Origin of the sequence: Pseudomonas sp. SJZ131 (assembly GCF_007828705.1) — a bacterium.
In the GTDB taxonomy this organism is placed as follows: domain Bacteria; phylum Pseudomonadota; class Gammaproteobacteria; order Pseudomonadales; family Pseudomonadaceae; genus Aquipseudomonas; species Aquipseudomonas prosekii.
This window is the reverse complement of record NZ_VIVC01000001.1, coordinates 930,777-953,570: the sequence shown is the minus strand read 5'-3', so window position 1 is coordinate 953,570 and position 22,794 is coordinate 930,777. Positions and strand designations below refer to the sequence as shown.

Here is a 22,794-nt window from a genome sequence, read left to right as displayed (position 1 = left end):
CGGTGGATGCGCCGGACTGGATTGCCCGCTCGCGCAGAACCCTGTGGGAGCGAGCTTGCTCGCGATGGCGGAGTGACAGGCGACATCGATGTCGATGTCGAATGTCACGACCTCATCGCGAGCAACCGCGCTCTCACGGATTTTTGGCACAACACAATTTTTGGCAACACAACTAAGGAAGGTCGCTGGATGAACGTTGAGTACAACAACAAATTTGCCCTGAAAACCCTCAACCTCGCCGTGCTTTGCGCGATGGCGACACTGGGTACTGCGCAGGCTGCGCCGTATGTCGAGAACGGCAAACTCGGGGACCCGGGCAGTTGGCGCAGCGCCGAGTTCAATGCCGATTGGGGCGTCGGCGCGGTCAATGCGCAGAACGCTTACGCCGCCGGCTACACCGGCAAAGGCGTAAAACTGGGGATCTTCGACCAACCGGTGTACGCCGCGCACCCGGAGTTTTCCGGCGCCGGCAAAGTGGTCAACCTGGTCACCAGCGGCATCCGCGAATACACCGACCCGTACATCCCGGTCAAAGCCGGGGATGCGTTTCTGTATAACGGCGCGCCCTCGGTCGGCTCCGACGGCAAGCTCGGCGCCCACGGCACTCACGTCGGCGGGATTGCTGCCGGCAGCCGCGATGGCGGACCGATGCACGGCGTCGCATTCGGTGCACAAATCATCAGTGCCGACAACGGCGACCCAGGCCCTGAAGACGGGATCATTCGCGGCAACGACGGCGCCGTCTACAAGGCCGGGTGGGACGCGCTGATCGCCAGCGGCGCGCGCATCATCAACAACAGCTGGGGCATTGGCATCACTGACCGTTTCGACCTCGGCGGACGCAATCCGGCGTATCCGCACTTCACCGTGCAAGACGCGCAGCTGCAATTCAACGAAATCCAGCCGTTGCTCGGGACCAAACCGGGCGGCGCCTATGACGGTGCAATCGCCGCCGCTCGCAGCGGCATCGTGACGATCTTCGCCGCCGGCAACGACTACAACCTCAACAACCCCGACGCCATCGCCGGCCTGGGTTACTTCGTGCCAGACATCGCGCCGAATTGGGTCACCGTCGCCGCCCTGCAAAAGAACCCGGACCTGACCAGCCCCGAGCTCTACAACATCAGCACCTTCTCCTCGCGCTGCGGCTACACCGCCAGTTTCTGCGTGTCGGCGCCGGGCAGCAAAATCTACAGCTCGATCATCAGCGGCACCGATCCGGCCAACGTCGGCACCGGTTACGCCAACTACAACGGCACCTCGATGGCCGCGCCGCACGTTGCCGGTTCGATGGCGGTGCTGATGGAACGCTTCCCGTACATGACCGGTGCGCAAGTCGCCAGCGTCTTGCGCACCACCGCCACCGACCTCGGCGCGCCGGGCATCGACGCGTTGTACGGTTGGGGCATGATCAACCTGGGCAAAGGCATCGACGGCCCGGCAATGTTCGTCACCGAGCAAGACGTGCCTGAAGAGTTCCGCATTCAGGGCGCCTACGGTTCCAGCCAGTTCGTCGCAGACCTGCCGGGCATCGGCGCGATCATCGACGCCGGCAAACCCACTGAACGCGTGTGCAACGACGTGCATTGCGGGCTAGACACCTGGCGCAACGACATTTCCGGCCACGGCGGCCTGACCAAGCAAGGCATCGGCACCCTCGTGCTGACCGGCGCCAATACCTACAGCGGCCCGACGCTGGTCAATCAGGGGCGCCTGGCGATCAACGGTTCACTGGCCTCGGCGGTCACCGTCAATGACAGCGGCATCCTCGGCGGCAATGGCCGGATTGGCGCACTGACCGCGAAAAGCGGCGGCACCGTCGCGCCGGGCAATTCCATCGGCACCTTGCAAGTGGCCGGCGACGTAGTCTTCGAGCCAGGCTCGACCTACGCCGTGGAACTCTCGCCGACCCGCAGCGATTCGATTGTCGCCGGCGGCTCGGCCACGGTCAGCGGCGCCACGGTCAGCCTGTCGCTGGAAAACAGCCCGACGCTGCTCAGTGCTACCGAAGCGCAAAGCCTGCTCGGCCAGCAGTACAACATCCTGCAAGCGGCCGGCGGCATCCAGGGCCAATTTGCGGCGGTAGTGCCGAACTACCTGTTTATCGGTGGCGCGCTCGACTACACGGCGACCGGCGTGCAACTCGCGGTTGATCGTAACGCCACGTCCTTCAGCGCCGTCGGCCAGACCCCGAACCAACGCGCCGTCGCCGCTGCCGCCGAGCAGTTGGGCGCGGGCAATGCGCTTTACGAAACCCTGCTGCTGGCGCCGAACGCCGCGGTCGCGCAACAAGCGTTCCAGCAACTGTCGGGCGAGATTCACCCGGCGATCAGCAACATGCTGATCAACGACAGCCGCTACCTGCGCGACGCCGTCAGCGCTCGTTTGCAAGAACGTGATCTGTACGACGCCGGCGCGCCGACCGATGACAACAGCAACCTGTGGGTGAAAGTTCTCGGTGCCTGGGGCAAGAGCGATGGCGGCAATGAAAACGCCAGTTCCACCAGTTCCATCGGCGGTTTGCTGGTCGGTGGCGATGGCTTGATTGCGCCTGAAACACGCCTCGGTTTTGTCACCGGTTACAGCGACAGTTCGATCAGCATGGGCGACGGCACACATTCCTCGGCCGACGTCGACAGCTACCACTTGGGCGCGTACCTGGGGCATGAAATCGATGCTCTGCGCCTCAGCGTCGGCGCTGCGTACAGCTGGCATCGCATCGATTCCAAACGCGATCTGCAGTTCGCCGACGTCAGCGGCAAACAGAAAAACAAACGCGATGCGAGCACCGCGCAAGTGTTCACCGAAGCGGCGTATCGCCTCGACCTGCAACCATTGGCACTGGAGCCGTTCGCCAAACTGGCTTACGTGCATCTGAACAGCGACAGCTTCACCGAAAAGGGTGATGCCGCCGCGCTCAAGGGCGGTGAAGACAATCGCGATGCGGTGTTGTCGACCCTCGGCTTGCGCGCGAGCAAAGCGATTGCCTTGGCCGATCAGAAACAACTCGAACTGTCCGGCAGCCTCGGCTGGCAGCACAACCTGAGCAGCGTCGATTCCGATCAGCACTTGGCGTTCGCCAATTCGGCGGGCAACAGCGGCTTCAACGTGCAAAGCGTCTCGCTGGATCGCGACGCGGCGGTCGTCGGCCTGCGCGCCGGGCTTGCGTTGAACAACACGACGCGGGTCAACCTCGATTACAACGGCCTGCTTGGCTCCAACGAAAAGGACCACGGAGTCGGTCTGACCCTGGACTGGCAGTTCTGATCTGACGCAAGGAAGCAGACAACATGGGATTGTTTGATTACAAAAACGCCGGCGGCAGCGCCGGCAAGGAGTTGTACAGCGACGCCATCGCGCTGACGTTGTACGCCTACACGCCGACCGGCCAACCTGTGCCGGCCAGCGCCTGGGCGCCAATTGGCGCAACGGCGTTGGGCTATCACGGCAAGGTCGGGGCGCAAGGCACGTTCTTTGGCGAAAAGGATGGCTTCACCAGCGCCGAAGCCGAAGTGCTCGGCAAGTACGACGCCGCCGGCAAGTTGATCGGCCTCGGCGTGGCGTTTCGCGGCACCGGTGGCCTAGGTTATGGCGACACCTTCGGCGACCTGAAAAACAATCTGCTGGCCGCCATCGGCCCGGTGGATTACGCGAAGAACTACGCGAAAAACGCCTTCGACGGCTTGCTGAAAGATGTCGCGGCGTTTGCTGTCGCGCACGGCATCGGCGCCAAAGACGTATTGGTCAGCGGCCACAGCCTCGGCGGTTTGGGCGTCAACAGTGTGGCCGAGTTGAGTGGCGACAACTGGGGCGGGTTCTTCAAGGAAGCCAATTACGTAGCGTTCGCCTCTCCGACGCAAAGCGCCCATGTAATGAACATCGGTTATGAAAATGATCCGGTGTTTCGGGCGCTCGACGGCACCACGTTCAGCAGCGGCTCGCTGGGCAAGCACGATGGTTATCAGGCGTCGGCGACTAACAACATCGTCAACTTCAATGACCATTACGCGTCCACCGCGCAGAACCTGACGCCGTTCAGCATTCTCAATCCGCTGAGCTGGTCGGCGCACGGTTCGCTGGGTTATGCCGATGGCTTGAATCGGGTGATCGATTCGGCGTTCTACGACCTGACCAGCAAGGATTCGACGTTGATCGTTTCCAATCTGCAGCAGGATTCGCGCGGCAAGACCTGGGTCGAGGATTTGGGCCGCAGCGGCGAGCCGCACACCGGCAGCACGTTCATTATCGGCACCGACAGCAGCGATTTGCTCAAGGGCGGCGCCGGCAATGACTTCATCGAGGGGCGTGATGGCGACGATCGCTTTCGCGATGACGGCGGCTACAACCTCCTGCTCGGCGGCAAGGGCCACAACACCTTTGAACTGCAAAAACCGCTGCAGAACTTCAGTTTCGCCAATGACGGCGACGGCACGCTGTACGTGCGCGACGCTTACGGCGGCATCAGCCTGACGCGCGACATCGGCGCGCTGGTGAGCAAGGAGCCGGGTGCGTGGTTCGGCAGCAAGGACGTCACCCACACCGTCAGCGCCAATGGCTTGCTCAATGGCACGGCGTTGACCCACTACAACCATTCACTGAATGGCGACGCTTACGGCAATACGCTGGCGGCGACGCAGGACGGTGACTGGCTGTTCGGCAATGCCGGCAACGACCTGCTGCGCAGCGACAAAAGCCACGTGACCTTCGTCGGTGGCGCCGGCAATGACGTGATGCACGCGGGCGCCGGCAACAACACGTTTCTGTTCAGCGGGGCCTTTGGTTTTGACACGATCAACGGTTATCAGGGCAGCGACAAATTGGTTTTTATCGGCGTGCAGGGCGCGGGGCAGGGCTATGACTACACCCAGCATGCCGCGCAAACCGGGCAGGACACGCTGCTCAAAGTCGGCGATTTTGCCGTGACGCTGGTGGGCGTCGGGCTCGATCACCTGTCCGCTTCGAGTTTTACCTTTGCATAAGGACTGCACGCACTGAAATGCTCCGGAGCGCCTCGTCCCAGAGGCGCTTTGGCTGTGAGCTATCTCTGACAATTCCAACAAAAGAGAGGCAATAGCAATGGGTGTTTACGATTACAAGAACTTCAGCACAGCCGAATCCAAGGCGTTGTTCAGCGATGCCATGGCCATCACGCTGTATTCCTATCACAACCTCGATAACGGCTTTGCCACTGGTTATCAGCACAACGGTTTCGGCCTCGGCTTGCCGGCCACGCTGGTCGCCGCGTTGATTGGCGGCACCGATTCGCAAGGAGTGATTCCCGGCATTCCATGGAATCCCGATTCGGAAAAACTCGCACTGGAAGCCGTGAAAAAGGCCGGTTGGACGCCGATTACCGCCGCGCAGCTGGGCTACGACGGCAAGACCGATGCGCGCGGGACGTTCCACGGCGAGAAGGCCGGATACAGCAGCGCTCAGGTGGAAATCCTCGGCAAGTACGACGTCCAAGGGCACCTCGGCGAGATCGGGATTTCCTTTCGCGGCACCAGCGGGCCGCGGGAAATCCTCATCGGTGATTCCATCGCTGACGCTATCAGCGACCTGCTGGCAGCATTCGGTCCCAAGGATTACGCGAAAAATTACGCGGGTGAAGCCTTCGGCCAATTGCTCGGTAAAGTTGCGGCGTTTGCCGGCGCCCATGGCTTGTCCGGCAAGGACGTGCTGGTCAGCGGCCATAGCCTTGGCGGGTTGGCGGTCAACAGCCTGGCAGATTTGAGCAGCAACAAGTGGTCGGGTTTCTACCAGGATTCGAACTACATCGCCTACGCTTCGCCGACCCAGAGCAGCACCGACAAAGTGCTCAACGTCGGCTATGAAAACGACCCGGTATTTCGCGCCCTCGACGGTTCCACCTTCACTTCGGCATCGCTCGGCGTGCACGACGCGGCCAAGGTTTCGGCGACCGACAATATCGTCAGTTTCAATGATCACTACGCCTCGACGGCGTGGAACGTGCTGCCGTTTTCCATCCTCAATCTGCCGACCTGGATCTCGCATTTGCCGACCGCCTATGGCGACGGGATGAATCGGGTGATCGACTCGAAGTTCTACGACCTGACCAGCAGGGACTCGACGATTATTGTCGCCAACCTGTCCGATCCGGCGCGCGCCAACACGTGGGTGCAAGACCTCAACCGCAACGCCGAAACCCACAAGGGCAGCACGTTGATCATCGGCAGCGATCGCAATGATTTGCTTCAGGGCGGCAAGGGCAACGATTACCTCGAAGGGCGCGACGGCAACGACACTTTCCGCGACGGCGGTGGCTACAACATCGTGCTCGGCGGCAAGGGCAGCAACGTGCTCGACCTGCAGCAATCGGTGAAAAACTTCACGTTCGCCAATGACGGCGTCGGCAATCTGTACGTGAAGGATGCAAGCGGCGGGATCAGCATCACCCGCGACATCGGCACGATTCTCAGCAAGGAGCCGGCGTTTCTCTGGGGCGTATTCAAGGACGACGTCAGCCATAGCGTGACGGCGGAGGGTTTGAAGGTCGGCGGCAATCTCACGCAATACGCTTCGACAGTGAAGGGCGGGGCGGGCGCCGATACGCTGACGGCGAAGGCGAGCGGCGACTGGTTGTTCGGGCTGGATGGCAACGACCACTTGATTGGCGGCAAGGGCAATGACGTGTTTGTCGGCGGCGCCGGTAATGATCTGATGGAGGCTGGCGGCGGGGTTAATACGTTTCTGTTCAGCGGGGCATTTGGCCAGGACCGGGTGGTCGGGTATCAGGCGACTGACAAACTGGTGTTTCTCGGCGTGCAGGGCGTGACGCCGGACGACAACTTGCGCGCGCATGCGTCGGCGGTCGGGCAGGATACGCTGCTGAAATTTGGGGCTGATTCGGTGACGTTGGTCGGGGTGGGGCTGGAGAGTTTGACCGGCGCCGGGATTGTGATTGCCTGACAGGGCCTCTTCGCGGGCAAGCCTCGCTCCTACAGGGATTACGCGATCCCCTGTAGGAGCGAGGCTCGCCCGCGAAGACGTCATTGCAGCCGCCATCAATCTAAAATGTGCAACCGCCATCGCGCTGATTGCGTGACTCACTCGCCATTTCCTGACTCAAAACACTTGCACTAAAGCGTCCGCCGACTTCTTCGTTAACGGAATGCGGTTATTGAGTAAAAGGAGATGGGGTCACATGAGTAACAGCAAGAGGATTGTCTGGGCGTTGGCATTGGCCGTGTTATCAGCGAGCGCCGCTGCGGATGTGCCTCACAGCTCGATTCTGAGCCGTTATGGCATGACACCAGACGAATTGCCGAAACCGCCAGCCATCGAAACCAAACCCGTTGCTGAAGAGAAAAGCCTGTTTCAGGTGCAGCCGGAACAGCCTTGGGCGACGGTGCGCATCGGCAACGGGCATTTGCCGGAAATGACGGGCAACATCAGCATCGACAATTCGCTGCGACAGGAATATGAGCGGTGCCACAAGCTGCGCGCGGAGATGATCAAGCGTGGCGATCGGTATGTCGTGTGCGACAGCGCCATGCCGGGGATGCCATAGATTTGCGGTGAGTTGACGGGCCTCTTCGCGGGCAAGCCTCGCTCCTACAGGGATTACGCGATCCCCTGTAGGAGCGAGGCTTGCCCGCGAAGAACGATAACGCGGTCTTAGTCTTCCTCGCGAACCGTCGCAACCTCGTCAGCCTTGACCTTCACTTTGGCCCCGGAAATATCCTCGAACTCATAGAAGCCGTCCTTGGTTTCGGTTTTCGGCATGTCCTTGGTCAAATACTGGGTGCCGTTCTGCAGGGTCACGACGGTTGGCGTCGAGCAACCGGCCAGGGCCAGGAAGGCCGCTACTGCCAATGGCAGGCCCAGGGTCTTGATGTTCATAGTCACCTCTCATGCTGCTTTGAAAAATCAATGTGACTGTCTTCAGTCATCACTGCTGTGCTGAATATTGCTGCTTTGCTCAATGTTGCTGCTTTATCGAATGTTGCTGCTTTATCGAATGTTGCTCTATGGCGGTTGGTGCCGTTGATCGGCATAAAGTTCGATGGCTCGGCGAAAAATTCTCGATTAGCTGCGCCGCCCATCTTTTTCCGTTTGCACCGGCAGGGCATGGCTGGTATCTGTACGCATAACCAGTACTCGCTTGCCATGGCCCATTTTCCTGTGACTGCAAACCCGCTCGACGATCCGTTCTACTACCTGAACAACTTCATGCAAGTGCTTGATTGGCTTGAGCATCGTTATGCCGACGTGCTGAGTGTAGAGGAACAACGCTTTATCGGTGAGTTCAATCAGCTGCCGCGTGAGTCGCGCGCGCTGCTGGTGCGCATGGTCATGCGCAAAGGCCTGCATTTTCGCGCCGGCAAGCTGCATTACGTCGAAATCGGCGACATCGCCATGGCCGCCGCGCCATTGCTGCAATTGGGCTGGATCGATGAGCAGACACCTTTATTAATAGAAGAAGTGTTTGGCGTATTGCTCAAAGCCGAAATCCTCCAGTGCCTGGGCCACGCCATCGCGCAACCGAAAGGCAAGAAGACCGATTGGCTGCCGCTGCTCAGCGAGGAGTTTCCCGAACCACGCAGCTTCCAGCATTGGTGCCCGACGCTGGGTGATCGGCTGTTCAGCCTGACGATCATGAACCTGTGTGACCGCTTGCGCCTGATGTTCTTCGGCAACCTGTATCAGGATTGGTCAGAGTTCGTGCTCGCCGACCTCGGCATATTCACCTATGAAAAAGTCGAATTCTGCGCCGAATCCCGTGGTTTGCGCAGCCGCGAAGACGTTGATGCCTGCGTGTTCCTGCACGACTGCCAGCAACGCTTCGAGGCGGGCGAAGAGGTCGCTGCGGTGGTCGAGCAGATCAACGCGCTGGCGCTGAGCAATCCGTGGCTGCAACGTCGGCGCGGCAAGTTGCTGTTCCAGATCGGCCAGTATTGCGAGCGCATGGCCGATTTCGCTAACGCGCTGATCATCTATCGCGACTGCGCTTACCCCGGCGCGCGTCTGCGGCTGATCCGCGTATTGGAACGCTGCGGCGAGTATGCGCTGGCGCTGGAACTGGCGAAGGTCGCCGGGCAAGCGCCGGAAAGTGCTGCCGAACAGCAGAAGCTCCTTCGCGTGCTGCCACGGCTGCGGCGCAAACTCGGCGGGCCGCCGATCAAGCGCGCCAGCGCACGGGCGATGCAGCGCCTCGACCTGCAACTGCCCCGCAGCGATCCGGGCATGTCCGTCGAGTATTACGTCCAGGCGCACTTGGCCGAAGAAGCAGCGCCGGTGCATTACGTCGAGAACAGCCTGATCAATTCACTGTTTGGCTTGCTGTGCTGGCCGGCGATTTTCGCACCGTTGCCGGGCGCGTTTTTCCACCCGTTTCAGCGCGGGCCGGTGGACCTGCTCAATGAAGACTTCCACGATCGCCGCGCCGAACTGTTCCAGGCCTGTTTTGCCGAACTGGATGACGGCCGTTATCGCCAGACCATTCGCGAACGGTACGCCGGCAAGTGGGGCGTGCAGTCGCCGTTCGTGTTCTGGGGCGCGTTGAGCGAGGAATTGCTCGATCAAGCGCTCGACTGCCTGCCCGCCGAGCACCTCAAGCACTGGTTCAGCCGTTTGCTGCTCGACATCAAGGCCAATCGCGCCGGCATGCCTGACCTGATCCAGTTTTGGCCGCAGGACAAGACCTATCGCATGATCGAGGTCAAAGGCCCCGGCGATCGTCTGCAAGACAACCAATTGCGCTGGCTCGAGTTCTGCCACGAACACCAGATGCCGATTGCCGTGTGTTACGTGCAATGGGCGGAGCAGAGCGCTTGAGCTACAGCATCGCGGTGCGGGCGCTGTGTGAATTCACCGCCAAGGTCGGCGACCTCGATTTGCGCTTTACTCCGTCACCGACTGCGCTCGAAGGCATCGTCGGCCATCGCACCGTGGCCTCACGCCGCAGCGACCATTACCAAAGCGAAGTTGCGCTGCTCGGCCACTATCAATCGTTGACGGTAAAGGGCAGGGCGGACGGCTACGACCCGACGCAAAACTGCCTGGAAGAAGTCAAAACCTATCGCGGCGACCTGAGCAAACAACCGGCCAACCACCGCCAGTTGCACTGGGCGCAGGCAAAAATCTACGGCTGGCTGATGTGCCAGAAGCTCGATCTGGCGCAGATTAACGTCGCGCTGGTTTATTTCGACATCGTCAGCGAAAAGGAAACCTGTCTGGTCGAGGGCTATCGCGCCGAAGAACTCAAGGTGTTCTTCGAGCATCACTGCCAGTTATTCCTGCATTGGGCTGAACAGGAAATGGCCCATCGCGAGGCGCGCAACCACGCCGCGCAAGGGTTGAAGTTTCCACATGCCGGGTTTCGTCCGGGCCAGCGGCATCTGGCTGAATCGGTGTTCAAAGCCGTAAGCACCGGGCGCTGCCTGATGGCGCAAGCGCCGACCGGGATCGGCAAAACCGTCGGCACGCTGTTTCCAATGCTCAAGGCGTTAGCGCCGCAGCAACTGGACAAGGTGTTTTTCCTCACGGCGAAAACCCCGGGACGCAAACTGGCACTCGACGCTGCGCAAGTGATCCTCGACAGCGCCGATGCGCCGCCGCTGCGGATTCTCGAAATGATTGCCCGTGACAAGTCCTGCGAACACCCGGACAAGGCCTGCCACGGCGAATCCTGCCCGTTGGCCCAAGGCTTTTACGACCGTTTGCCCGCTGCACGGCAGGCCGCCAGCCGCTTGAGCCTGTTGAACCAAAGCGCATTGCGCGATGTGGCGTTGCAGCACAACGTTTGCCCGTATTACCTCAGCCAGGAGATGGCGCGTTGGGCGGACGTGGTGGTCGCGGACTACAACTATTACTTCGACTTCAGCGCATTGCTCTTCGGTTTGGCCCAGGCCAATAACTGGCGCGTTGCGGTGCTGGTGGACGAGGCGCACAACCTGGTCGAACGCGGCCGGCAGATGTACAGCGCCAGCCTCGATCAGGCGACTCTGAACAACGTGCGCAAAACTGCGCCGGAACCGTTGAAGAAATCCCTGCAACGGGTCAACCGCGAATGGAATGCCCTGCATGAGCCGCAACTCAGCCCGTATCAGGCCTACGACCGCGCGCCGGAAAAACTCCTGCAAGCCTTGTCGTCCTGCAGCGCGAGCATCGGCGATTACCTGAACGATCATCCGCAAGGCCTCGACAGCGCTTTGCAGAATTTCTACTTCGACATGTTGCAGTTTGGCCGGGTCGCCGAGCTGTTCGACGAGCAGTATTTGTTCGACATCAGCAAACGCGACCTCGAGCGCAAGCGCAATCTGTCGACCCTGTGCCTGCGCAACGTAGTGCCCGCCGGGTTCATTCGCCCGCGCCTGACGGCGGCGCGCAGCACGGTGTTGTTTTCCGCGACGCTGAGCCCGCGCAATTACTACGCCGACCTGCTCGGCACGCCAGCGAATACTGTGTGCATCGACGTTGAATCGCCGTTTCATGCCGACCAGTTGCACGTCAGCATCGTCAGCCGCATCTCTACGCGTTTCGTCCACCGGCAAGCCTCGCTGGAACCGATTGTCGAGCTGATCGCCCGCCAATTCAGCGAACGCCCCGGCAACTATCTGGCGTTTTTCAGCAGCTTCGATTATCTCCAGCAAGTGGCGCAGTTACTCGCCGAGCGCCACCCGCAGATCAGCTTGTGGTCGCAATCGCGCGGCATGGCCGAAACCCAGCGCCAGGAGTTTCTCGACCAGTTCACCACGCACAGCCAAGGTGTGGGTTTCGCGGTGTTGGGCGGGGCGTTTGGGGAAGGCATTGATTTGCCCGGCGCGCGGCTGATCGGTGCGTTTATTGCGACGCTGGGCCTGGCGCAACTGAACCCGATCAACGAGCAGATGAAACACCGCATGGCCGCCATTTTTGGCGCCGGTTACGACTACACCTATCTCTACCCTGGCGTGCAAAAAGTCGTGCAAGCGGCCGGGCGAGTGATCCGCACGCAACAGGATCAAGGCGTGGTGATGCTGATCGATGATCGTTTTGGCGAGAGCAAGGTCAAACAGCTGTTGCCACGCTGGTGGACGGTGCAGTCGGCATAGGTGCAATCCGCTTAGGTGCAGTCCGCGTAATCAAAGACTCGACCTCAATGCTGGCCATTTGGCCTGGCTTGCTGTGACCCTCGCACCATCCGAGACTTCCAAGGCCTGAATTTGTATCTTTTTAAATGTGCGGTTTATCGCATACTTCGTGAAACAAAAAAGTCGGGATGGATCAATGAGCGGTGATCGGACAAAAACCAGTGCTATCGAGGACAGCCGATTTCGTCTGCTGATCGATGCTGTGGTGGATTACGCGATCTACATGATCGACCCCGATGGCATCATCACCAGTTGGAACGCCGGGGCCAGACGCTTCAAGGGCTACGAGGAAGCGGAAATCCTCGGCGAGCATTTCTCGCGGTTTTATACCGAGCCCGATCGGCATGCCGGGTTACCGCAGCGCGCGCTCGACACCGCGCGCAATGAAGGGCGCTTTGAAGGTGAAGGCTGGCGCGTGCGCAAGGACGGCACACACTTCTGGTCCCACGTGGTCATCGACCCGATTCTTGATGCGTCGGGCGTGTTGCTCGGCTATGCGAAGATCACCCGCGACCTTACCGACCGCAAGATGGCCGAAGAAACCCTCAAACAGAGCGAGCAGCAGTTTCGCTTGCTGGTACAAAGCGTTACCGATTACGCCATTTATATGCTCGACGCCAGCGGGCGCCTGACCAACTGGAACCTCGGTGCCCAGCGCATCAAGGGCTATCGGCCCGAAGAAGTGATCGGCCAGCACTTTTCGATGTTCTACACCCCAGACGACCGCGAGGCCGGCGAACCGCAACGGGCGCTGGAAACCGCCGCGCGCGAAGGCCGCTTCGAAAACAAGGCCTGGCGCCTGCGCAAGGACGGCACGCAGTTTTTCGCGCATGTGGTGGTCGATCCGATCTGGGGCGAAACCGGCATGTTGCTGGGTTTTGCCAAGATTACCCGCGACATCACTGAAGTGACCCAGGCCCAGCACGCGCTAGAGCAAACCCGCGAAGCGTTGTTCCAGGCGCAAAAGATGCAGGCCATCGGTCAGCTCAGCGGCGGCATCGCGCATGACTTCAATAACCTGCTGACGGTGATCCTCGGCAATCTGGAAATCGTCCGCAAACGCGTCGGTGAAGACCCGAAAATCGTGCGTCTGCTGGAAAACGCCACGCAAGGCGCGATGCGCGGCGTGTCCCTGACCCAACGCATGCTCGCGTTCGCCCGGCGCCAGGAACTGAAGACCGAAGCGGTGGAGATTCCAGCACTGATTCAGGGGATCACCGGCCTGTTGCGCAGTTCGCTCGGGCCTGCGGTGAAACTGCAAACGCGTTTCGCAGCCGACCTCGAACCGGCGGCAGCGGACGTCAATCAACTGGAATTGGCCGTGCTCAATCTCGCAACCAACGCCCGCGACGCAATGCCTGATGGCGGCAAGATTGTCATCGGCGCGCGGGCCGAAGAGATCAACGATCCGGCAAAATCCTCGCTACCGCCCGGTCGTTACGTGTGCCTGAGCGTGGTCGACAACGGCACCGGCATGGACGCGGCGACGCTGGCCTCGGCCACCGATCCATTCTTCACCACCAAGGGTGTCGGCAAAGGCACAGGCCTGGGGCTGTCGATGGTCCACGGTTTTATCGCGCAACTGGGTGGGCGCTTCATCCTGAAAAGTGAGAAAGGCGTCGGCACCACCGCGGAACTGTGGATGCCGGTGGCCACCCCCGGTTCGCTGGCCAAACCGGCCATCAACGTACCGTCAATGGCGCCGGTGCCGGGGCTTTGCGTGTTGGTGGTGGACGACGACAGTCTGGTCCTGACCAGCACCAGTCTGCTGCTGGAAGACTTGGGCCATCGGGTGATCAGCGCGGTGAGCGGTGCCCAGGCGCTGGAAGTTTTCGGCAAAAGCCCGGCGATTGATCTGGTGATCACTGACATGGCCATGCCGCACATGAACGGCGCGCAACTGGCGCAGGCGATTCGCGGAATCAAACCGCAAGTGCCGATCATTCTCGCCACCGGTTACGCCGAGCGTCTGGAAGGTTTTGTCACCGAGCTGCCGCGCCTGTCGAAACCGTTTACCCAACTGCATCTGGTGGAAATCATCGCCCAAGCGATGAAGTGACCGCTGACGGTTCTGTTTGAATTTTCCTTGGCCGGCTCGTTCAGAGTTTTAAACGCCAAGGAGAATTCCGCCATGAGCACCTCGCCAGTCACGCTGCCGCAGCAATTGTTTTTCAAGGACGACGGACAAATCCCCAACAGTCCGTTGCCGGTGTTGTTTTATCACCAGGTGCAACTGGACGGTGCCGATAAAGCAGCCGCGTTCGAAGCGCTGTTCGGCGCCAACCAATGGCCAGCGCAATGGCGCGCCCAGGTGTTTGATTACCACCATTACCACTCCAACGCGCATGAAGTGTTGGGCGTGATCAGTGGTCAGGCGCGCCTGATGCTCGGCGGCCCGGCGGGCATGGAACTGCAAGTCGAGGAGGGCGATGTGCTGGTGCTGCCGGCCGGCACCGGGCATTGCAGCCTCGAGCAGAGCGAGGATTTCCTCGTGGTCGGCGGTTATCCGCAAGGGCAGGAAAACTACGATATCCAGCGCCCGGACCCTGCGAGCCATGACGACAGCGTCGCGCGGATTGCTGAAGTTGCACGACCGTCGGCCGATCCGGTTCATGGCGAGGACGGCCCGTTACCTGGGCTTTGGTAATCCCGGCTGAACTTTGCCTGAGCCGGGCTCTTCTAACTGCTTTCCACTGTATGTGTGACTGCCGTGCCAAGAATATTGACGGACACCGTGGCCGAAGAGGCCTTGACCGAACACAACGCGAAGATGTTCGGTTCGCCCAAGGAACGCCTGGATTTCTATCGTCGGGAAATTCAGTACGAAACCACCATCCTGGCCAACCGCACCGACGCTTACCTAACCGCGCAATCGTTTCTGGTCATTGCGTTTGCGTCGTGCATGGCCAACATCAATCCCGAATGGGGCAAGTCGTTCACCCTGGTAGTGCCGCCATTCCTGGCGCTGCTCGGCGTACTCAGTTCGCTGAACGCCTGGCCGGGCATACGCGCCGCTTACGACATCATCGATCACTGGCACTTCAAGCAAAGCCAGTTGCTCGACAGCGAGCCGGTGATGGGTCTGGCTTACGATGAATCGCCGCTGTTCGCCGAGATGGAATCAAGCCACAAGGGCTATCGCAAGTCGCTGCTGTTCTCGGTGCGAACGCCGTGGATTTTTGCGACGTTCTGGATTTTGCTGGGGATTTACGGGGTGTACATCCAACTGACCTGATGGGCAGAGAGGGGCCGTCGAGCCCCCTCGCCTCAGGCTGATCAAGCCGCGATGTTGGCCGCGCTCATTTCCTTTTTGTACTGCGCTTTCAGCGCTTCCATCTGCTGCCCGAGTTCTTCGAGCGCAGCTTTGCCCAACAGCTTCTTCGCTTGAGGAAACATCTCGGTTTCTTCTTCCTCGATGTGGTGCTCCAGCAATTCCTTGACCACTTTCACCCGGCCGGCAAATTCCGGGGTCGAAGGGTCAGTGACTTTCAAGTCCGGCAGCACTAACGAGTCAACGGTGCGGTGTTCTTCCTTGGCCTCGTAATACATCACCTCTTCTTCCTTGCCACCGGCCTTTTTATAAGCGGGGTAGAGCACTTCTTCTTCCAGGCGCGTGTGAATGGTGATTTCCATTTCCAGTTTGTTGATCAACTCCACGCGTTTTTTCACGGCGCGTTCGGTGGATTCGCTCAACTGGGTGAGGATGGCTTTTACGCGTTCGTGGTCGGCTTTCAACAGGTCAATGGCGTTCATGATGAACCTCAGGTCTGGGTCACGGGATGGATCATGGGATAGCGCAGACGATCGAAGTGCCGTCAGTCGCTTATACAGACAAGAGCATTTCCTGTGCCGGATCTTGATCGGCTGATAAATCCTTACCAAACAATGAGTTAGAGATTGTGCTGCGAATTTGTGCCGTGCAAGGTGCATGAATTGACGCCGGGACCTATTGCAGATCGCGGCGTCGCAAATGCAAAAAAAATCGGCAACTCAGAAGAGTTGCCGATCTTTGATCTAAGCGCTCAATCCTGCGGTGCAATCACACCCGCGAATCAAAGCCTTGGCCAGCCGATTTGGATTGCAGCAGTGCTACGTTTTCCATCGATGGCAGCTCTTCTTCAATCAAGCGCAGGTGCTCGATGGCTTCCTCGAACTTGGTGTCGGCCTTCTGACGCAACGCCTGATAGTGTGTGAACAATTCAGCGTCCAACTCGGCTTTTTCCAACAGTTCAAAAGCTTCGCGACTCAGCTGATGCGCGTCTTCGAACAAGTGGCGATTGCATTCCAGAGCGATATTGCGCCGAGCCTGAGGATTTACCGGGGCCGAGAAGTACTGCATAGCGTTCACCTTATCTATCAAGTGAGAGGAAGGAGCCACAACGGCTGCATAGTGTTGTGACTGCCGCTTCCCGGCGGAAATTTCATCCGTTTGCGCCGGGAAATTGGATAGATACGTAGGAAGCTATCAGAGCAATAAATCAGGATTTTTGATGACTCAGCCGCTCGTAACGGGCGAGCATCGGCTGGGTGCTGATGCCGTGGATCAGAATGCTCAGCGCCACTACGGATAAGGTCAGGTCGGTGCACAGCGTTGCGACCGAGGCCGGCAAATCATGATTCAAGGCGTAAAACAGGTAATAAAAGCTGCCAATGCCACGAATGCCGAACCAGCCAATCAACGTGCGTTGCCGCCCATCGAGCAACTTGCCCCACGGGATCAACCAAACACTCAGCGGTCGAATTACGCAAAACAACACGCCGGCAATGATCAATGCGCGCCAGTCCCAATGCGCCACCAGCACCACGCCGAGCAGCGTCACCAGAAACACTTCCATGGCGCGCTCGACCAGACTGCCGAAGGCGAGCATGTCGCCCATCATGATGCCCGCCGCAACTTGGGTGTCTTCCAGATGTTCAACGTCGCCATGCACCGCCGCTTCAGGTTCGACGTTCTGGTGACCGACCACCGGTTGCACCAGATGCTCGGCGGGCGTCTGGTTGCTGCCGGTGGATTTCACTTCGGCCTGGCGCAAGCCCAAACCCGCAGCGAACACTGAGAGAAAGCCGTAACCGTGGATCGCTTCCGCCACTACGTAGGCGAGTGCGATCAGTGCCAGCGTCAGGTAATCATTCGGTGAAAAGGTGCTGTCGGCATTGCGGATGCGCATCGACAGGGTCACGCGACCGATGCCGTGGCCCATCCAGTAACCGGTGAGCAAACCGGCAGGCACGGCCCACAACAAACTCTTCAACGCCCAGTCGCCAAGCCAAGCACTGGAGTCACCGGTCTGCTGCAGAAACAACAGGCCGAGGATGACAAACGGGAACGCAACGCCGTCATTCAGGCCGGCTTCGCCCGAGAGGCCGAAGCGCACCGAGTCGTAATCCTTGGCATCGTTGACCTGCACCAGCGACGCCAATACCGGGTCGGTCGGCGCCAGAATTGCGCCAATCAGCAACGACGGCCCCCACGACAACTGAAAACCGAAGTGCAGCAACAGGCACACGCCGGCGATGGTCAACACCATCACTGGCCCGGCGAGGCCGAATGCCACGCGCCATTTGCGTTTGTTGAACGGCAGACGCAATTTCAGTCCGCAGACGAACAAAGAAAAGAGCACCGCGACTTCCGTCAGGTGCTCCATCCAGACCGATGCGTCCTTGATGTCGAGCTTGAGCCAATCCAGGCCCGTCGGCCCGATAGCGATGCCGAGTGCCAGGCACACCGCCGAAGTGGTGACTGGCATCCAGCGTAAATACGACGACGTCAGTGCCAATGTCAGCAACACAGCGCCCAATACCGCTAACCAAATAGTGAAACTCATGCCGGACGCTCGCTGATCAAATGTTTTTGCAAGCTCAACCGACCGTCGCGCGCAGGTACTCAGGCGTGAGCACGTTGAACCACAGCAGAATCATTTCCACCAGCATGGTCACGAGCACCAGCAAACCAACGCCCCAGACACACGCGGAGTTAAGCAAACCTTGTTCTTTGCGTTCATGCATGAACGTCGGCAGGCCAACGAACAGCAGAAACGTTGAATAAACCGAAGCCGCGCCAAGCACGATAATTGCCAGCCAACGGCTCGGGTACAGCCCGCCAATCCCGGCGAGAAAAAACGGTGTCGCGGTGTAAGCCGCAAAACCGATGCATTGATTGAGCGTCGGCCGCGAGTCGAATGCCCGCGACATCCAGCGTATAAACCCGCCCATCACCGCCACTCCGACCACGATGGTGATGTAGAGCATCACGCACAGTTGCAACGCGCTGGCGCTGCTAAGTTTGACCGTCTCGTTTTCGGCCAGGCTCCAGCCGACATACACGGTGCCAATGAACAGGCACACCGGTGGAATCAATGCGAGCAATAACAGATGTGCGAGGTAGTGGCGGGGATGCGCCTCTTCTTCCTTGCGGATATCCGTCCAGGCGAAGTTGGGCTGGGTGAACAGTTTCAGTAAAGGTGCGGACATGACGACCTCCAGGTTTCCCAAGGCCCGCCGTTGGCGGGCCTGTATGTAAAGTTGAGTTGTGGAATTGCCGTCAGGTTCAATTTAAAGAATTGGCTTGCCGCCGGTTACGCCGTAGCGCTGGCCGGTGATGTAACTGGCTTCGTCGGAGGCCAGTAACACGTAGATCGGCGCGACTTCGACCGGCTGGCCAGGACGACCGAGCGGGGTTTCGCCGCCGAAGTTTTCGACTTCTTCGTCGGGCATGGTCGAGACGATCAGCGGGGTCCAGATCGGGCCGGGCGCAACGCTGTTGACCCGAATGTTCTTCGGCCCGAGGATCTGCGCGAGTCCGCCGGTGAAGTTGGCAATCGCGCCTTTGGTGGTCGCGTAGGCCAGCAGGGTCGGCTTGGGCATGTCGGAGTTGACCGAACTGGTGTTGATGATCGAGCTGCCGGGCTTCATGTGTTTCAGCGCGGCTTGGCAGATGCGGAAAATCGCGGTGATGTTGACGTCGAAGGTCATCACCCATTCTTCGTCGGGGATGTCTTCGAAGTTTTCGTGGGTCATCTGGAATGCGGCGTTGTTGACCAGAATGTCGATGTGGCCGAAACGCTCGACGGTTTTGTCGACGATGGCCTGGCACTGGGCTTTTTGCGCGAGGTCGCCCGGCAGCAGCAGGCATTGACGCCCAGCCTGTTCGACCCAGCGTGCGGTTTCTTCGGCGTCTTCGTGCTCGTTGAGGTAGGAAATCACCACATCGGCGCCTTCACGGGCGAAGGCAATCGCCACCGCACGGCCAATGCCGCTGTCACCGCCAGTGATCAGGGCGATTTTGCCTTCCAGACGTCCAGAACCCTTGTAACTCTGCTCGCCGCAATCCGGGTACGGATCCATCTTCTTCTGCGAGCCGGGCACAGCCTGGGCTTGTTTGGCGAAGGGTGGTTTTGGGTAGTCAGTCATCATCGATCTCCATTCTCACAGCAAAAAAAAGGCGAGGTCAGTAGCCTCTCCTGGAGGGTTGACCCCTGCCTTTTGCGATGAGTTCGGTTGGATTTCAGATGAAAACTTGCGCGCTTTTGATCGTGGGGGCGGAGCTTGCTCGCGATAGCGGTCGGTCAGCCAACCTGTTAATCGCCTGACCCACCGCCATCGCGAGCAAGCTCAGCTCCTACAAGATCGCGGGTGAATCCAGAATTCGGGCAACCCCAATCCCATGTAGGAGTGAGCCTGCTCGCGATGGCGGTCGGTCGGCCAACCCGTGAATCGCCTGTTACACCGCCTTCGCGAGCAAGCTCAGCTCCTACAAGATCGCGGGTGAATCCAGAATTCGGGCAACCCCTCAATCCCTTGTAGGAGTGAGCCTGCTCGCGATAGCAGTCGCCCAGCCAACCTGTTAATCGCCTGACCCACCGCCATCGCGAGCAAGCTCAGCTCCTACAAGATCGCGGGTGAATCCAGAATTCGGGCAACCCCCAATCCCATGTAGGAGTGAGCCTGCTCGCGATGGCGGTCGGTCGGCCAACCCGTGAATCGCCTGATACACCGCCTTCGCGAGCAAGCTCAGCTCCTACAGGTTGGTTTTTTCCCGGTTGATGTTCATCGGTTGAGCAAGCTGCGCTGCATGCGGGCGATGCCTTCTTCGAGCAGTGCTCGCGGGCAACCGAAGTTGAGGCGGACGAATTGCTGACTGTGATCGCCGAATTCCACGCCGGCGCTCAACCCGACTTTGGCCTGCTCCAGAAAAAACCGCTGCGGATTGTCCAAACCCAGCGCCGAGCAATCCAGCCACGCCAAATACGTACCCTGCGGAACATTGATGGTCACGCCCGGCAGCCGGGTGCGCACGGCATCGACAACAAAATCGCGATTGCCTTGCAGATACACCATCAGCTCGGCCAGCCACGGCCCACCGTCGGCATAAGCCACACGGGTCGCTTCTAGCCCCAGCGGATTGACGCTGTCCACCAAACCACAACGCGCATGGTTGACCCGCGCCAACAGCGCCGGGTCCTGAATGATCATGAACGCGGTTTTCAGGCCGGCAATGTTGAACGCCTTGCTCGCCGACATCAGCGTGATGGTGCGAGCAGCAATCGCCGGGCTCAGCGACGCTACCGGAATATGCACACGCCCGTCGTAACACAGTTCGGCGTGGATCTCGTCGGAGATGATCCAGGCGTCCTGCTGCAAACACACATCCGCCACGGCTTGCAGCTCTGCGCGATCAAACACCTTGCCCAGCGGGTTGTGTGGGTTGCTCAACAGCAGAGCGCCGCCACCCTTCAGTGATTCGCGCAGCGTTTGCAGCGGCGTGGCATACGTGCCGTCCGCCTGCGCATCAAACTCCAGTTCGACCTTGTTCAAGCCCCAATGCCCGGCGGCATGGCGCAGCGGCGGGTAGTTCGGCGTTTGCACCACGACGTTTTGCTGCGGCTCCAGCAGCGCATTCAGCGCCATGTTGAAACCTGATTCCACGCCCGGCAGAAACACCAGTTCCTGCGGCAGCACGCGCCAGGCGTATTTGCGCCAGAGGTCGGCAACGATCGCTTCGCGCAGGTTGTCCGGGGCCACGCTGTAGCCGAGCAACGGGTGTTCCAGGCGTTTTTGCAGGGCCTGGATGATCACCGGCGGCGCGGCGAAATCCATGTCGGCGACCCACATCGGCAACACGTCCGTCGGGTAACGGCTCCATTTGGTACTGCCGGTGGCGTGGCGGTCGAACACCTGGTCGAAATCGAAAGTCATGCGCAGTCTCATAAAGGCAGGATTTATCACGGCCGCCATGATAATCCCCACGCCCAAGGATGGGCAGCCCCGCGGACCTGTAGGCTGAGCTTGCTCGCGAAAGCGCTCTGCCAGTCGATATCGCCCGAGACTGACTCAGCGCTCCCGCAAGCAACTTCGCCCCCAAAAATCCGCGTTGTCCTAAAGGTGATTGAAATTCAGCGGGTACTGAACGACCACATAAACCCGATCAATATCGTCGCCGGCCTGCGCAGCATTAGCCCGATGCGAGACGTGGGACAGCTGCACCGACAAACCCTTGGCTGTCCCCGATTGCACGACGTAGCGCAAGTCGATATCGCGCTCCCAGTGCTTGCCGCCGCGACCCTGCTGCGCCGCATATCCGCCGCGCTCATCGTCGAACGGGTTGTACGCGCCACCCTGCGGCGCATGGCTGCCGTCGATGTTGCGGCCGGTGACATAACGGGTCATGAAACTAAGCCCCGGAATGCCGAATGCGCCCAAATCCAAGTCATAACGCGCCTGCCAAGACTGCTCGTGGGCACCATTGAAATCAGCGTATTTGATCGAGTTGGCGAGATAGATCGAGTCTCCGCCGACAAAATCAAACGGCGTGTCGCCATCAATCTGCTGGAAACCCAAGGTAAAACCATGCGCGCCCAAACTGTATTTGCCCGACAAGCTATACGCCGTATTGTCGATGGCCCCCGCCGTGGCGCGACCGATGTCGCGCGTGTGATACAGATTGGCATCAAGAAAAACATCCGATTGCCGCAGATGCACATTGCCGTAGTACTGACGCCAGGTGTCGCTCAACTCCGACGCATACAGCGCGCCGCCGACCGGGCTGTCGGTGAACAAATCAGCACCGAGAAAGGTCATCGCGCCAGCCTCGGTGTTCGCCCCGTAACCGTAGAAATCGCCCTTGCCCGAGGAACTGTCCTGATTCTTGAACGCGGTAAAACGCCCGGCCACCAGCTTCATCCCGTCGAATTCGCGACTGTTCAGCAGCAATCCACTGGCGTACTCCGGTTGCAGGCGCTTGTCCGAAGTATCGAACACCGGCGTTTCCACGGTCATTTCACCGAACGCCACGGTGGTGCGCGAGGCCCGCAACTTGAGCGCGCCGCCAGCGCTGGAATAGTTATCGGCGCTGCGACCCTCGTCATCGACCGGCAATAATCCAGTGCCGGAATGGCCCTTGCCACCATCCAGTTTCAGCCCCAGAAACCCGTGAGCGTCCAAGCCAACGCCAACCGTGCCTTCAGTGAAACCGGATTCAAAAGCGCCGATAAACCCTTGAGCCCACTCGGCTTTGTAACTCTTGCCGGACGGCGAGGGCGTGCGGTAATCGTTGTTGAGATAGAAGTTGCGCGCCAATACGTCGAGCGTCGCGCCTTCGAGAAAGCCTTGCGCGGCGGGCGGCGGTTCGTCGGCCAAGGCTTTACTGGCGAGCAGAATCGACAGCCACAAGCAGCGGTTGGGTACGGAACACATCATCAAT

18 protein-coding genes are annotated in these 22,794 nt (G+C 59.8%); 9 read left to right on the top strand and 9 right to left on the bottom strand.

Annotated elements, in window-relative coordinates; genetic code table 11:
- Window positions 1-189 precede the first annotated feature (189 nt).
- The 4 genes from FBY12_RS04065 (at window position 190) to FBY12_RS04050 (ending at window position 7,531) form a co-directional block, all read left to right on the top strand.
- On the top strand, window positions 190-3,267 hold the full coding sequence (locus FBY12_RS04065) for an autotransporter serine protease (protein WP_145251399.1): 3,078 nt from the start codon (window positions 190-192) through the stop codon (window positions 3,265-3,267).
- Window positions 3,268-3,290: 23 nt separating this feature from the next.
- Window positions 3,291-4,979 (top strand): polyurethanase, encoded by a 1,689-nt coding sequence (locus tag FBY12_RS04060; RefSeq protein ID WP_145251397.1) that lies wholly within the window; start codon window positions 3,291-3,293, stop codon window positions 4,977-4,979.
- Window positions 4,980-5,076: 97 nt separating this feature from the next.
- On the top strand, window positions 5,077-6,930 hold the full coding sequence (locus tag FBY12_RS04055; RefSeq protein ID WP_145251395.1) for a polyurethanase: 1,854 nt from the start codon (window positions 5,077-5,079) through the stop codon (window positions 6,928-6,930).
- Window positions 6,931-7,165: 235 nt separating this feature from the next.
- Window positions 7,166-7,531, top strand: a complete 366-nt coding sequence (locus FBY12_RS04050; protein WP_145251393.1) for a hypothetical protein — start codon at window positions 7,166-7,168, stop codon at window positions 7,529-7,531.
- 107 nt (window positions 7,532-7,638) lie between these two features.
- Here FBY12_RS04050 and FBY12_RS04045 read toward each other — a convergent pair whose 3' ends face one another.
- Window positions 7,639-7,863, bottom strand: coding sequence for a YgdI/YgdR family lipoprotein (locus tag FBY12_RS04045; protein WP_092281092.1), 225 nt, complete (start codon window positions 7,861-7,863; stop codon window positions 7,639-7,641).
- Window positions 7,864-7,865: 2 nt separating this feature from the next.
- Complete coding sequence (locus tag FBY12_RS04040) at window positions 7,866-8,132, bottom strand: hypothetical protein (RefSeq protein ID WP_145251391.1); 267 nt, start codon at window positions 8,130-8,132, stop codon at window positions 7,866-7,868.
- On the opposite strand from FBY12_RS04040, the gene FBY12_RS04035 reads away from it, so the two are divergent.
- From FBY12_RS04035 to FBY12_RS04015, 5 genes are all read left to right on the top strand, one after another.
- Window positions 8,131-9,798 carry a VRR-NUC domain-containing protein gene (locus tag FBY12_RS04035; RefSeq protein WP_145251389.1) on the top strand — a complete coding sequence of 556 codons (1,668 nt, stop codon included), beginning with the start codon at window positions 8,131-8,133 and terminating at the stop codon, window positions 9,796-9,798. The genes FBY12_RS04040 and FBY12_RS04035 overlap by 2 nt on opposite strands.
- Window positions 9,795-12,056, top strand: coding sequence for an ATP-dependent DNA helicase (locus tag FBY12_RS04030; protein ID WP_145251387.1), 2,262 nt, complete (start codon window positions 9,795-9,797; stop codon window positions 12,054-12,056). Before FBY12_RS04035 ends, FBY12_RS04030 begins: the two co-directional genes overlap by 4 nt.
- Before the next feature lie 175 nt (window positions 12,057-12,231).
- Window positions 12,232-14,154 (top strand): PAS domain-containing sensor histidine kinase, encoded by a 1,923-nt coding sequence (locus tag FBY12_RS04025; protein ID WP_145251385.1) that lies wholly within the window; start codon window positions 12,232-12,234, stop codon window positions 14,152-14,154.
- Between the two features lie 72 nt (window positions 14,155-14,226).
- Window positions 14,227-14,742: a cupin domain-containing protein gene (locus tag FBY12_RS04020; protein ID WP_145251383.1), complete on the top strand. Its 516-nt coding sequence runs from the start codon at window positions 14,227-14,229 to the stop codon at window positions 14,740-14,742.
- A gap of 63 nt (window positions 14,743-14,805) precedes the next feature.
- Window positions 14,806-15,330, top strand: a complete 525-nt coding sequence (locus FBY12_RS04015) for a hypothetical protein (RefSeq protein ID WP_121730919.1) — start codon at window positions 14,806-14,808, stop codon at window positions 15,328-15,330.
- A gap of 41 nt (window positions 15,331-15,371) precedes the next feature.
- On the opposite strand, the gene FBY12_RS04010 is transcribed toward FBY12_RS04015, so the two are convergent.
- The 7 genes from FBY12_RS04010 to FBY12_RS03980 form a co-directional block, all read right to left on the bottom strand.
- Window positions 15,372-15,848, bottom strand: coding sequence for a hemerythrin domain-containing protein (locus FBY12_RS04010; RefSeq protein ID WP_145251381.1), 477 nt, complete (start codon window positions 15,846-15,848; stop codon window positions 15,372-15,374).
- A 286-nt stretch (window positions 15,849-16,134) separates the two neighbouring features.
- Window positions 16,135-16,434, bottom strand: a complete 300-nt coding sequence (locus FBY12_RS04005) for a hypothetical protein (protein WP_145251379.1) — start codon at window positions 16,432-16,434, stop codon at window positions 16,135-16,137.
- A 139-nt stretch (window positions 16,435-16,573) separates the two neighbouring features.
- Window positions 16,574-17,920 (bottom strand): sodium:proton antiporter, encoded by a 1,347-nt coding sequence (locus FBY12_RS04000; protein WP_145251377.1) that lies wholly within the window; start codon window positions 17,918-17,920, stop codon window positions 16,574-16,576.
- Between the two features lie 34 nt (window positions 17,921-17,954).
- Window positions 17,955-18,566 (bottom strand): Yip1 family protein, encoded by a 612-nt coding sequence (locus FBY12_RS03995; protein WP_121757214.1) that lies wholly within the window; start codon window positions 18,564-18,566, stop codon window positions 17,955-17,957.
- Window positions 18,567-18,647: 81 nt separating this feature from the next.
- Window positions 18,648-19,505 carry an SDR family oxidoreductase gene (locus FBY12_RS03990; protein ID WP_109503797.1) on the bottom strand — a complete coding sequence of 286 codons (858 nt, stop codon included), beginning with the start codon at window positions 19,503-19,505 and terminating at the stop codon, window positions 18,648-18,650.
- A 636-nt stretch (window positions 19,506-20,141) separates the two neighbouring features.
- Window positions 20,142-21,290: a MalY/PatB family protein gene (locus tag FBY12_RS03985; RefSeq protein ID WP_145251375.1), complete on the bottom strand. Its 1,149-nt coding sequence runs from the start codon at window positions 21,288-21,290 to the stop codon at window positions 20,142-20,144.
- 180 nt (window positions 21,291-21,470) lie between these two features.
- Window positions 21,471-22,790, bottom strand: coding sequence for an OprD family porin (locus FBY12_RS03980; protein ID WP_145251373.1), 1,320 nt, complete (start codon window positions 22,788-22,790; stop codon window positions 21,471-21,473).
- Between the last annotated feature and the right edge of the window lie 4 nt (window positions 22,791-22,794).